Annotated in this window: 12 protein-coding genes and 1 pseudogene; 9 read left to right on the forward strand and 4 right to left on the reverse strand. The window is 59.1% G+C overall.

What is annotated here, in order from left to right; all coding sequences use genetic code 11:
- Positions 1–75: 75 nt before the first annotated feature.
- From trpB to ACW5W7_RS00745, 4 genes are all read left to right on the forward strand, one after another.
- Positions 76–1,269 carry a tryptophan synthase subunit beta gene (trpB, locus tag ACW5W7_RS00730; protein ID WP_456500434.1) on the forward strand — a complete coding sequence of 398 codons (1,194 nt, stop codon included), beginning with the start codon at positions 76–78 and terminating at the stop codon, positions 1,267–1,269.
- A complete protein-coding gene (trpA, locus tag ACW5W7_RS00735; protein WP_456500435.1) occupies positions 1,266–2,075 on the forward strand; it encodes a tryptophan synthase subunit alpha in 810 nt (269 codons plus the stop codon). Before trpB ends, trpA begins: the two co-directional genes overlap by 4 nt.
- Positions 2,076–3,016: 941 nt before the next feature.
- Positions 3,017–3,628, forward strand: a complete 612-nt coding sequence (locus ACW5W7_RS00740) for a hypothetical protein (RefSeq protein ID WP_456500436.1) — start codon at positions 3,017–3,019, stop codon at positions 3,626–3,628.
- Positions 3,629–4,086: 458 nt separating this feature from the next.
- Positions 4,087–4,800, forward strand: a complete 714-nt coding sequence (locus ACW5W7_RS00745) for a hypothetical protein (protein WP_456500437.1) — start codon at positions 4,087–4,089, stop codon at positions 4,798–4,800.
- A 374-nt stretch (positions 4,801–5,174) separates the two neighbouring features.
- Here the strand turns inward: ACW5W7_RS00745 and ACW5W7_RS00750 are convergent.
- A pseudogene (locus ACW5W7_RS00750) lies at positions 5,175–5,325 on the reverse strand (metal-dependent hydrolase); the annotation flags it as partial.
- Between the two features lie 90 nt (positions 5,326–5,415).
- Here ACW5W7_RS00750 and ACW5W7_RS00755 point away from each other — a divergent pair.
- Positions 5,416–5,658, forward strand: a complete 243-nt coding sequence (locus tag ACW5W7_RS00755) for a DUF3297 family protein (RefSeq protein ID WP_456500438.1) — start codon at positions 5,416–5,418, stop codon at positions 5,656–5,658.
- Positions 5,659–5,820: 162 nt separating this feature from the next.
- On the forward strand, positions 5,821–6,147 hold the full coding sequence (locus ACW5W7_RS00760) for a hypothetical protein (RefSeq protein ID WP_456500439.1): 327 nt from the start codon (positions 5,821–5,823) through the stop codon (positions 6,145–6,147).
- Positions 6,148–6,348: 201 nt separating this feature from the next.
- Here the strand turns inward: ACW5W7_RS00760 and ACW5W7_RS00765 are convergent, their stop codons facing one another.
- From ACW5W7_RS00765 to ACW5W7_RS00775, 3 genes are all read right to left on the reverse strand, one after another.
- Positions 6,349–7,560 carry a NupC/NupG family nucleoside CNT transporter gene (locus ACW5W7_RS00765; protein ID WP_456500440.1) on the reverse strand — a complete coding sequence of 404 codons (1,212 nt, stop codon included), beginning with the start codon at positions 7,558–7,560 and terminating at the stop codon, positions 6,349–6,351.
- Positions 7,561–7,849: 289 nt separating this feature from the next.
- A complete protein-coding gene (locus tag ACW5W7_RS00770) occupies positions 7,850–8,281 on the reverse strand; it encodes a DMT family transporter (protein WP_456500441.1) in 432 nt (143 codons plus the stop codon).
- An 84-nt stretch (positions 8,282–8,365) separates the two neighbouring features.
- A complete protein-coding gene (locus tag ACW5W7_RS00775; protein ID WP_456500442.1) occupies positions 8,366–9,007 on the reverse strand; it encodes a DMT family transporter in 642 nt (213 codons plus the stop codon).
- A 63-nt stretch (positions 9,008–9,070) separates the two neighbouring features.
- On the opposite strand from ACW5W7_RS00775, the gene ACW5W7_RS00780 reads away from it, so the two are divergent.
- The 3 genes from ACW5W7_RS00780 to tauA all read left to right on the forward strand — a co-directional run bounded on the left by ACW5W7_RS00780 (position 9,071) and on the right by tauA (position 12,555).
- On the forward strand, positions 9,071–10,000 hold the full coding sequence (locus ACW5W7_RS00780; RefSeq protein ID WP_456500443.1) for a LysR substrate-binding domain-containing protein: 930 nt from the start codon (positions 9,071–9,073) through the stop codon (positions 9,998–10,000).
- Between the two features lie 134 nt (positions 10,001–10,134).
- Complete coding sequence (locus ACW5W7_RS00785; RefSeq protein WP_456500444.1) at positions 10,135–11,235, forward strand: ElyC/SanA/YdcF family protein; 1,101 nt, start codon at positions 10,135–10,137, stop codon at positions 11,233–11,235.
- A gap of 345 nt (positions 11,236–11,580) precedes the next feature.
- Positions 11,581–12,555 carry a taurine ABC transporter substrate-binding protein gene (gene tauA / locus ACW5W7_RS00790; RefSeq protein WP_456500445.1) on the forward strand — a complete coding sequence of 325 codons (975 nt, stop codon included), beginning with the start codon at positions 11,581–11,583 and terminating at the stop codon, positions 12,553–12,555.
- Positions 12,556–12,567: the final 12 nt, after the last annotated feature.

The following is a 12,567-nucleotide window of genomic DNA, read 5'->3' on the forward strand; positions in this document are numbered from 1 at the left end:
TAAGAACGCCCTGCGCCGCTGAACATGCACCAAATTGATGAATCGCTTTCGCCTATAAATACAAGGAATAGTCCCATGACTCTGCTCAATCCGTTCTTCGGGGAGTTTGGCGGTATGTACGTGCCCCAGATCCTCGTCCCCGCCCTGCTCCAGCTGGAGAAGGCCTTCGTCGATGCCAAGGATGACCCGGCCTTCATCGCCGAGTTCGAGGCCCTCTTGACCGAGTACGCCGGTCGCCCGACCCCGCTCACCCTGACTCGCAACCTCACCAAGGGCACCAAGACCCGGCTCTATCTGAAGCGCGAAGATCTGCTGCACGGCGGCGCCCACAAGACCAACCAGGTGCTGGGTCAGGCCCTGCTCGCCAAGCGCATGGGCAAGACCGAAATCATCGCCGAAACCGGCGCCGGTCAGCACGGGGTCGCCACCGCCCTGGCCTGCGCCCTGCTTGGCCTCAAGTGTCGGGTCTACATGGGTGCCAAGGATTGCGAGCGCCAGAAGCCGAACGTGTTTCGCATGAAGTTGATGGGTGCCACCGTGATACCTGTGCATTCCGGCTCATCCACCCTGAAGGATGCCTGCAACGAGGCGCTGCGTGACTGGGCTGCAAACTACGAGAGCGCTCACTACCTGCTCGGCACCGCCGCCGGCCCCCACCCCTTCCCCACCATAGTGCGGGAATTCCAGAAGATGATCGGGGAAGAGGCCAAGGCCCAGTGCTTCGAGAAGGAGGAGCGCCTGCCCGATGCGGTGATCGCCTGCGTCGGCGGTGGGTCGAATGCCATCGGCATGTTTGCCGACTTTATCGATGAGCCGTCCGTGCGCCTGATCGGGGTCGAGCCCGGTGGTCACGGCATCGAGAGCGGCGAGCACGGTGCGCCGCTCGGTCACGGCAGCAAGGGGGTCTTCTTTGGCATGCACTCCTACCTGATGCAAGACAGCCAGGGGCAGATCCAGGAGTCCTACTCCGTCTCAGCGGGGCTCGATTTCCCCTCCGTCGGCCCCCAGCACGCCCATCTGGCCGCCATCGGCCGGGCAGAATATGTATCTATCACGGACAAAGAAGCGCTGGATGCGTTCCAGGTACTGGCCCAATCGGAGGGGATTATTCCGGCACTGGAGTCCTCCCACGCCCTGGCCCATGCCCTGAAACTAGCCCGCAGCGAGCCTGAGAAAGAGCAGGTGCTGATCGTCAACCTCTCCGGCCGTGGCGACAAGGACATCTTCACCGTCGCCGACATCTTCGAAAAAGAAGGAACCCTGTCATGAATCGCTACGCACAACTCTTCTCCCGGTTAGCACAAGCCAAGCAGGGCGCCTTCGTCCCCTTCGTGATGCTGGGGGATCCTACCCCCGAATTGTCGCTTGCCATCGTCGATGCCCTGGTCGAGGGGGGCGCCGATGCCCTGGAACTCGGCATCCCCTTCTCGGATCCGGTGGCGGACGGCCCCACCATACAAGGGGCGGCCCTGCGCGCCTTTGCGAGCCACACCACCCCGGATGACTGCTTCGGGCTGCTCGCCAAGATCCGCGCCAAGTACCCGGAGCTCCCCATTGGCCTGCTGGTCTACGCAAACCTGGTCTATGTGCGCAAAATTGACGGCTTCTACGAGAAGTGTCAGCAGGCGGGTGTGGATTCCGTGCTGGTGGCGGACGTGCCGGTGCAGATGTGCGAGCCCTACAAGGCCGCCGCCGACAAGTACGGTATCGACAGCATCTTTATCGCCCCGCCGAACGGCGATGCCGAGACGCTCAAAGCCGTGGCTGAGCTCGGCTCCGGTTACACCTATCTGGTGAGCCGCGCCGGCGTCACCGGCGCCGAGACCAAGGCCGGCATGCCGGTGGAAGGGCTCATCAACTCCCTGCGCGAGTTCAAGGCGCCCCCCGCCCTGCTCGGCTTTGGCATCAGCGAACCGGCCCAGGTGCGTGACGCCATCAAGGCCGGCGCAGCCGGTGCCATCTCGGGCTCCGCCGTGGTGAAGATCATCGAGACCCACCACCAGAACCCGGAACATATGCTCACTCGTCTGAAAGAGTTTGTGGAAGGGATGAAGGCGGCGACCCGCCACCCCTGATCCCCAGGCTGGGCCTGGCTTGGCCCCATAGCCCAGACCCTAAGCAGCAAGGGAGCCCAAGCGGGCTCCTTTTTATTTCCTTTATCAACCCCTGTCTCTTTGCCCCCTCGCCCTCTAAGAGAGGCTCGGGTGAAGGAGATCAGGATCTATGATGCGGCTACGCCGCATGGGATGCGAGGACTCAGTCCTCGATGGGGTTTCGCCCGCCCTTCGGGCCGGGGCGAGTGACTTTGGAAAGACCCAAAGTCACCAAAGGTCTTCTCCCCCGCCAAGCCGCCCGCCTGCGGCGGGTTTCCTCATATCACTCTCTGGGTCGGGCGGAACGCCGCAGATGGTACATCCCTGTACCAACTGTGGCTGCGCCGTCATCCCTGACGGCGCTCCTGGCCCACAGAGTTCGACTCGGCGGCTTGGAGGGGGATCAACACCATGCCAGCCCTCGGCTCCCGTGTAACCATAGACAAGCTCCCTCTCCCCTTGGGAGAGGATTGGGGTAAGGAAATTTCCGCACTCTCTACCAGCCCCGAGCCCACTGCAAGCAGCGGTTGCTCACTAATAGGTTGAAGTAGCTCAAGTTTCTATCAACGCCCTCTTTCCATGCCTCAAACCGGCCCCTTAAGATAGCAATCGACAATCCATCTCTCGGGAGGGGGTCATGGAAACCATTGTTGGTATCTCGCGGGTTAAAAGCAGCGGATTGGGGCTGTAGCTCAGGGGCGGTAGCTTTGCCTGAAGAGACTGACAAGCCAAGTGAATTAGTCTTTTTTAGATTGTCATCAAAGAATGATTCATAAAGACAGTCGTATTCGGATTAAAAAACCAAAAATAGAATTACTACTTTTTGGGTGGTGGTCAGTAATATAAAAATTGTTGCACTCGGAGAAATTACTAGCATCGCTCGAAATTTCCAGATTAGCAAAGAGCTTTTAAAGGAGAAAAGTTTGAGCTTCAGTGATGAATCTATTAATTACTTAATTCGAATGGGGGTAAATCCTGATCTGTACCATGCTGACTTATCATTGCGCTTCAATAATTATGTGAAGCTAATCGATTCATTGGTAATCAATTTTGGGGTTAGAACATCAAGTAGACTTGAAAATGAAGCCTTTAACTTGTATATAAAGCAATATGGTATCCCAAGCGATAGCAAAGTATTTAACCATGCCTATGAAATCTTTAATTACATAAGAATGTTCAAAGAGCATGGTCGTTTTGGAATTTTCAAGGGTAGACAAGCTGAATGGGAGGGACCTGTTGTAACTCTTCATCCAGAGGATGTTCCAAAATCAGACGTAGATGTATTGACTGAAGGCATGCCAATCTACCGAGGTATGTCTGAAGCTGAATTCAATAGTGGTCAGTTTGGACAGTCTTGGACAACTAATCTTGAAGTAGCCAAAAGGTTTGCCAAAGATACTTACAGTGACATGCCGCAAGGTATCGTAGCTAGAGCTTTTCTGGACAAAAACAATGCGATCTATCACTCCCAGACGGACTTTGAATTAGAAGTGATAATGGCACCGCAGAGTGTAGTGTCGGCGGATAGAATTTAAAAATAACAAGCCAATTAAGTGTGCCCCCTTTGGTTGCCGGACGTAGCTGATGCTCCACCACTTATTATGATGTTATAGGTGCTTATTCATTTTTATCGAGCAGGTAGAAAGGTTTTCGCAAGCAGTTATTTTTTCGCATCGCAGTTGATTCAACTTTTTAGTTCCTTGTGCTTGTAGGTTAGTCTCGCAGTTTGAAAGGACGTGGTTTCCGGAAATAGTGGTTTAATCGGTTGGCGAAATTGGAATTATAGTCTTGCAGCTTCTTTTCCGTTGCGACTAAATCAAATCGATGTGAAAATCAACGCCAGCAATGTTAATCTGGCATGTTATTTGTTTCTGCAAGAGCTTGTATCTTTGCACTCATAGAAACGAGCCAATAACAATACGCGCCAAGTTTATCGCAATGCGCAACTTACAACCCGCCCTGTACTTAGCGTTATGCGTCTTAGGGAGTGAGAGTGTCTACCATATTTGCTTTTGTGAAATTATTTGAAAAAAGAGAGTACGCTGAAGACTTTATGAGCGGTAAATTGTTCATGAATACCATTCGCTCATTCAAAGAGTACAAGGATGAATCTGGCGAATTACGCGGTGACGAATATGAAGGAATTGTAGCTCTATATCAGCCTGATAAATTAAGTGAAATCCGTTTTGGTGAGTATATTATTCCAGCTTCGAATTTGGCAGCACCTATAGTTGTGCACGGAGATCATCTGCTAAGTCATAATGTCTTCTGCATATATTCTCTGAACAGTCGAGGTCATGATACCATTTCATCGGAAACGCTATCGGATTTCAAACGAACTCTTGAACTTCATGACTCATGTTTTGGGTTGGGTAAGCTGTGTGTTGTTATCTTAAACGCATCGCAATTTATCGAACGCTGTACATCTGCAATAGAAAAGCTCAATTTCCCTGGCAATCTTGGATTGATTGACTATTTCAATGAGCATGAATTTCACGGAAATATGCCAGAGGATAAGCTCGGCTACCAAAAACGGAGTTTATTCTCTCATCAACGCGAGTATAGGGTAAAGATTGATACCAATCGTGCGGAGCCAAGTCCCTATACCTTAGAAATCGGTGACTTGAGCGATATCGCGGTAATAACTACACCAAAAGAATTCAACGCTCAGTTGGTGTTGAAACTACCTGATGGTAACCATACATAACAAAGTGCTGCTATGGAAAATTGACTCGCTGGCGATCCTGAGTTTCAGCAGAGCGCTGCGTTAGCCGTCATGTATTTATTTTAAGGGAATTAATAACACCCCGATAAATACCACTGTAGTATCTGGTATTGTACTGTCAGAAATTAATGATAAAGTGAGAATTATTTTTCTTCAAAGAGTGAACGTGTAGTAGTCAACTAAATCCGGACACTTGATTGGACGGATTCTCAGCTTCAAAAAATAGAACATCCACCTTTCTGAACAAGGCGTAAGGTAGCCAGCACCCAGGAAGACGGGTATCCTTTACCCATATAAAGAGCAACTTTCGACTGGAATGGTGCACGATATATCCAACAACCTTGCCAATTCCACCACTACTGCCGCCTACCCCAAACCAACCACCCCATCAACACAATCCCTGGCAGCCACCCAATAGAGTTCGGAGAAGATCGCCGCCTAACCTCGGGTGGTGAGGTAGGCCCCCAGATTGAAGGAGGCGACGCGGATTATCTGCCATGGAGCAAAGAGCCATACGGGATGGCACGCCACCAGCCTTGAGCCCACGGCGGGCATTGCCTACAATGGCCCACTTTTTATCAAACTCAGGTCTATAAAATGAGCGACAACAAACCAGCCCTGCCCGACCGTCTGGCGGCCAACCCGCGCAGCCCGCACTATGTGGCGGAGTGCTTCGAGCACGAGATCGGCATTCGCGTGAACGGCAAGGAGCGCACCAATGTCGAGGAGTACTGCATCAGCGAAGGTTGGGTGAAGATCCCCTCCCCCAAGGCCAAGGATCGCTATGGCAATGCCATGCTGATCACCGTCAAAGGTACCGTCGAAGCCTTCTACGCCTAAGCGTATTGCCGCGCCCTGATCAGGGCTCGATATCCCAAATACCGGCCTCGCGCCGGTGTTTTATTTTTCAGCCTCTGGATGCGCGGATAAGCCGAGGTTCCTGTTAACCTCTTCAGCCGACATCCATAGCAAAAATACAGCCCTGACGGCTGAACCCTTTTTATGACCGAGATGAATCGAAAGACAACAAGGCTAGCCGCACTCTGTTTTTTCCTGTTTCTCACCCGGCTCGGATTTCGCGCTTTTGGCTACGACCACCTTTATCACAATCCAAACGATGCGTACGGCATATCGGATTTGATTGAACTGGCATTAGCCATGATCTATCAGGTGGGCATGGCTCTGTGCATATTGCATGCTTTTCGGATACTGCTCCGCCACTGGGATCAGGGGGCTTTGGGAGCCTCTTTGCTCCTCGCCCTCTGTACCCTGCAATGGCACAGCTATGACTATCTTCACAACTTGGCCGCCACCCTGACCATCCAATGACGTCCCCTCCATTTCATCGGCAGTAATACCAATGGCTCGTCCGACATCGCCCCATCAGGCCGAGGATCCGGCCTCAACCATATAAAAAGCCCCGTCTGGCCTTGCGGCGAGACGAGGCTTTATCATTTTTTATGATTAAACAGCCAACTTCATTAGCTAACCTAATGAGCTGACATCTTCTCTGGACCAGAATCCAGGGCCTTAGCCCAGTGAGGCGAAGATCCCGGCCAGGGTCGCACTCATCAGGTTTGCCAGGGTCGCGGCCAGCACGGCCTTGAGGCCCATGTTCGCCACATCGTGGCGGCGCTCCGGCGCCATGGTGCCGATGGAGCCGAGCTGGATGGCGATGGACCCCAGGTTCGCGAAGCCGCACAGGGCGAAGGTGATGATGATCTGGGTGTGGGCGCTCAAGGTCTCCTTGATGCTGGCAAAATCCAGATAGGCGACGAACTCGTTCATGATGACCTTCTGGCCGATGAGCGACCCTGCCGCCATTATCTCGTTGCTTGGCACCCCGATGAGCCAGGCGACGGGGGCAAACAGGTAGCCCAGCAGCAGTTGCAAGGAGAGCTCGGGCCAGCCGAACCAGTCACCGACCGCACTGAAGCCAGCGTTCAGCATGGTGATGACGCTGACAAAGGCCAGCAAGATAGTGCCGATGGCCACGGCTATCTTCATGCCCCCCATGGCGCCACCGGCCAGCGCGTCGATGGCGTTGCTGTAGTCGCTCTTGTCCAGGGTTATCTCGTCTTGCTCACGCACTCGCTCCTGCTCCGGCACCAAGAGCTTCGCCATCAGCAGGCCCCCCGGCGCCGCCATGAAGGAGGCGGCGATGAGATATTTGAGATCCACGCCGAGGCCGGCATAGCCGCCGAGCACAGATCCCGCCACCGAGGCCATGCCGCAGGTCATCACCGCGAACAGTTCGGAGCGGGTCATGCCCGCCAGAAAGGGGCGAATGAGCAGGGGGGATTCCCCCTGGGAGAGGAAGATGTTGCCGGTGGCCACCAGGGATTCGGCGCGGCTGGTGCCGAGCAGGCGGTGAATGCCGCCCCCCAGCACCCGGATCACCCACTGCATGATGCCGAAGTGGTAGAGCACGGCGATGAGCGCGCTGATGAAGATGACCAGCGGCAGCACCCGCACCGCGAAGATGAAGCCGTTGCTCGCCAGATCGCCGAACACGAAGCGGATGCCGCTGTCGGCAAAGCCGAGCAGGGCGGAGACGCCGTTGCTCAGGGCGCCGAGCATGGCTTGGCCGGGCGGGAAGTAGAGCACCAGGGCGGCGAAGCCGGTCTGCAGGGCCAGGGCCCCGAGCACGGTGCGCCAACGGATGGCGCGGCGGTTTTCACTGGCCAGCCAGGCGATGAACATCAGGGCCAGCATGCCGACCAGACTCAATAACAGGGTCATCTTGCACCTATGAAGAAGCGGTTTCATATGGCAAGTCTGCAGACGGGGGCGCGAGGGCGTCAGGCGGGGCGTGCCGACCACGCGACACACAAGCCACAAACCTACGGTTCAGTGGCGGGTCCCATCCTGGGGTCATTCACGTTCCGGGTGACGGCGAGTATCGGTGACGCCAGCCGCGCAGGGTCGGCGGCTGGCAGGTCGGGCGGCGATGGTACAGGGATCCAGATCACATAAAAAGCGGTAAAACGATTCGATATCGAAACAATATTCGACACCATCCCTTCTCCTCTCAGCGCAGGGCTTGTCTCCCGCTGGCGAGACGCTGCAACCCGGCCCCCACCAGCACCAGCGCCGCCCCCAGCAGATCGGTCCAACCGAGGCGCCCCGCCAGGGCATCCAGGGCCACGCCCCCCACCAGCTGGCCGGTGATGATGAGCAGGGCGCAGGCCAGGGCGCCGACCCGGTTGATGGCCCAACTGCTGATGGCGACGAACAGCGCGCCCAGCACGCCCCCCACCAGCAGCCTGGGATCCAGCCCGGCCAGCCGCTGCCAGGGGGCTCCCATCACCAGCAGCATGGCGCCGAGCAGCAGGAAGCCCAGAAGATGGTTGGCCAGGGAGGCGCCGAGCGCCCCGCGAGCGGTGGCGAGGCGGCCGTTGAGGGTGCGCGACAGGCTGACCGCCACGCCGTTGAGCAGTCCCAGCAGGATCAAGAGGGTCATCGTTCTCTCCTTATCAATAACAAAAGGGTGGCAGCCATGATCGGGGCGAACCACTCCAGGGCACCGGCAATATCGCAGCGCCTGCTAACCCAGCACGATCAGCAGGGCGCCGGCCATCACCAGCGAGGTGGCGAGCCAGTCCCTCCCCGCCAGGCGACGGCGAGGCAGGCCGAACCAGCCGAGTGCGTCGCACAGGGCCCCGAACAGCAGCTGGCCGAGCAGCAGCAGAGCCAGGGTCCCCGCCATTCCGAGGGGCGAGTTGAGGCAAAACGCCGCCAGCACCACGGTGAGCGCCCCCGGCAGGCCGCCAAACCAGGCCCAGAGCGGGGTTTTCTGCGTCTGAGCAGGTTCTGCCGTCACCAAAGTGGCGGCAGGCTCGCCCTGACGGAGGGTGGCACTGTGGCTGTCTGGCACTGAGGGCGTTGAAAGGGAGCCGCTCTCGGCGGCTGTTTTCCCCGCCGTTGCGGCCCCGGCACTGCGTCTGCGGTTAGCGTTCACTCTGGCCACGAGCCCCCAGAGCAGGGCGGCCACCAGGGTGCCGATCCCGTGGGCCAGCCAGCTCGCGAGCCAGGGATCGGTCGCCTGGGCCAGGGCGCCGTTGCGCTCGATCATCAGCGCCAGCAAGAGACCGGCACCGAGGGCGGCCAGGGCCCCGACGGCTTGCCCGCCATGAAGGCGCAAAGCGCCGCGGGAAGTACCGAGAGAGGTGACAAGGGTGGAAGACATGACAGGGCTCCTTTAACGCGATAGGAGCAGGATAGATTGTCTTTATTCCGGCGATAATCCACCATGACGTCACAACTTTGTTTCCAGTTCGAGAACGATATGAACCAGGATGCCTTCGCCCTGCTCCCCGCCTTCGTCGCCGTGGTGGAGGCAGGCAGTTTCTCCGGTGCGGCGCGCCAGCTGGGGGGCAGCAAGTCGGCGCTCAGCAAGAAGGTGAGCCAGCTCGAGCAACTGCTCGGCTGCCAGCTGCTCTATCGCACCACCCGATCTCTCAGCCTGACCGAGGCGGGGGAGCGCTACTTCGAGACGGTGCGTCACGCGGTGCGCCTGGCCGGCGAAGGGGAGGATGCCATCGGCGCCCTGCAGGCGGCGCCCCGGGGCCTGCTGCGGGTCACCGTGCCCATGGTCTATGGCCGCCGTCATGTGGTGCCCCTCATCCCGGACTTTCTCGCCCGCCATCCCGAGGTGCAGCTGCAGTTCGAGATGAGCGACGAGCAGCGGGATCTGGTCGCCGAGGGGTTTGACGTGGGGCTGCGCATCGGTGCCCTGGAGGATTCGAGCCTCATCGCCCGCCGCCTCGCCCCCTGCCACAGCACCCTGTGCGCCGCCCCCGCCTATCTGGCGCGGGCGGGGGTGCCCCAAAGCCCGGAGGATCTCGAACGCCACAACTGCCTCTTCTACTCCCTGTTTCGCGGCGGTACCCAGTGGCGCCTGCTGGGGCCGGATGGCGAGGTGGGGGTGACCCCCTGGGGCAACTTCGAGGTGAACAACAGCGACGCCATTCACAGCGCCCTGCTGGCGGGCCTTGGCATCGGCAACATGCCGGATTTCATCGTGGGGGATGATCTCGCCGCCGGGCGGCTGGTCAGCGTGCTGCCCGCCTATCGGCTGCCGGAGCACGGCATCTGGTGCCTCTATCCACGCCGGCGTCACCTGCCCGCCAAGGTGGCGGCCTGGCTCGCCTTTCTCGACGAGCAGCTCGGTCAGCCGTGATGACCCTCATCTCGGGTTCATCGGTGCGGTTCACGTTTTCTTCATCCCAAACCGGGTAGAATGCCAAGACCAAGCTCATGTTTTTATTGAAAAAGCGGCAGGAGATGCAAGCCCTCCTGCCCCAAGGAAGCCCGATGAAAAGAACCGCGATTGCCCTGACCCTGGCCAGCCTGCTGGCACTGCCGGCCCTGATCCCGAGCGTCGATGCCGCCCCGGTGCGCTCCCTGCAAAAAGAGCAGAACTACGGCCAGTACATCAGCAAGCGCCAGGTGGTGGATCAGCTGCTGGCGGATGCCCTGCACATCTTCAAGTCACCGGCCCGGGTCTCCGATGCCGGCTTCACCGCCAAGATGCCGAGCAACATGGAGCAGGTGACAGATCTGCTGCTGCAGGCCCACCAGCTCGAGCCCTATCGCACCGATCTCCTCATCTCGGCGGCCAACGCCCAGATCTACAACGGCAACGTGGACAGGGCCATCGGCCTGTTCGAACAGGCCCTCACCGCCGCTCCCGACGATCTCGACATCAACAGCTACCTGGCCACCTGGCAGCGCTTCAAGGGCAACCAGGCCAAGGCCGACGGCTATTTCAAGCGGGTGAGTGAACTCAACGGCGGGCGCGCCGCCGACTTGCAGCGCCTCTTCGAGACCGTGGACAGGGTGGTCGCCACTCCCCTCAAGGAGCGCCAGGGTCGGGTGGAGAAGAGCGGGCGACGCGCCATCGTCACCCTGGGTTATGCCCTCAACCCCGATGGCACCATGAACGACATCCTGTTGGGGCGCCTCGAGACCACCCGGGTGCTGGCCCAGGCCAACCCGGCGGCCCTCATCATCCTGACAGGCGGCGTGCCCCAGAACCGGCAGACAGAGGGCAAGCTGATGGCAGACTGGCTGGTGAAGAAGGGGATCGACAGATCTCGCATCATCGAGGAGAACTACGCCACCAGCACGGTGGACAACGCCCTCTACAGCGGCTATGCCCTCGCCCGCCACCAGATAGAGTTCGCTACCCTGGTGAGCTCCGCCAGCCATGTGCGCCGGGGCCAGACCCTGCTGGAGATCGCCAGCTGGCAGAGCGGCCCCGCCGGGCTCAAGGTGGACAGCGTCGCCTACCCGGACAAGCCGCTCTCCACCCTGGCCAAGGCGAGCGACAGCGAGCTGCTCGGCATCTACCGGGATGCCCTGCGCACCTATGGCCTGTGGAGCTATCGCTCGGCGCCGCTGATCGAGCGCTGATCGAGGCCCTGATCCCCGGCTCCCCTTTACCACGCCCGGGCCCGCCAAACGGCGGGCCTTGCGCTTCGACCCTCGGGGTCCTGTCCCGCCCTCTCCTGCTCTTTTCTTTTCCCTGCCCCGCTCCTGCTCGCTCACCCTGCCATCCCTCGCCGCGCCCTCGCCCATGGGGTCATTGCCAAGGGGTGCATAAGCACTTCACAACCCGGCATATCTCAATTAGCTCATTGATTTGTTGCTCTTTTTCTAAGAACCATAAGGCATGAGAGCGCGTTTCTCGTTCCTTCATTCCCCAGCGCGCTTTGGACAAAGATGTGGCTTCCAACACCCCAGACAAGGAAGTGCATCATGACAGCAAAAGGCATCTCTGTGTGGCTCGCGGCCTCCGTCCTGCTCAGCCAGTCCGCCCAGGCGGTGGACGTCACCGTCGCCTACCAGACCTCCGCCGAACCCGCCAAGGTGGCCCAGGCCGACGGCACCTTCGCCAAGGAGAGTGGCGCCAAGGTGGAGTGGCGCAAGTTTGACAGTGGCGCCAGCGTGGTACGGGCGCTCGCCTCCGGCGACGTGCAGATTGGCAATATCGGCTCAAGCCCCCTGGCGGTGGCGGCGAGCCAGAACGTGCCCATCGAGGTATTCCTGCTCGCCTCCAAGCTCGGCGACTCCGAGGCGCTGGTGGTGAAGCAAGGACTCGCTAACCCCCAGGATCTCGTTGGCAAACGCATCGCCGTGCCCTACACCTCCACCACCCACTACAGCCTGCTGGCGGCCCTCAAGCACTGGGGGGTCGACCCGGCCAAGCTGCAGATAGTGAACCTGCAGCCGCCGGCCATCATTGCCGCCTGGCAGCGCGGTGACATCGACGGTGCCTATGTGTGGGCCCCGGCCCTCAACCAGCTCAGCAAGGAGGGCAAGGTGCTAACCGACTCGGCCCAGGTGGGGACATGGGGGGCGCCGACCCTGGATGTGTGGGTGGTCCGCAAGGACTTTGCCAAGTCTCACCCCGAGGTGGTGCAGGCCTTCGTGAGCAGCACGCTCGCGGCCCAGCGCGGCTATCTGGACAACCCCGAGGGCTGGCTGGCCCAACCGGAGAACCTCGACAAGCTCGCCCGCCTGAGCGGCGTGCCCGAGGCGGATATCCCCGAGCTCGTCAAAGGCAACACCTACCTCGACGCCCGCGCCCAGAGCGCCGAGCTCGGCACCCTGGTGAACCAGACCATCGTCGACACCGCCCGCTTCCTCGAGGGACAGGGCAAGGTGGCCAGGGCCGCCGACGACTATCGCCAGTTCGTCACCGACCGCTTCGTGAAAGCACTACCTCAATAAGCCACAGGAGGC

It is taken from the genome of Aeromonas intestinalis (genome assembly GCF_054052485.1).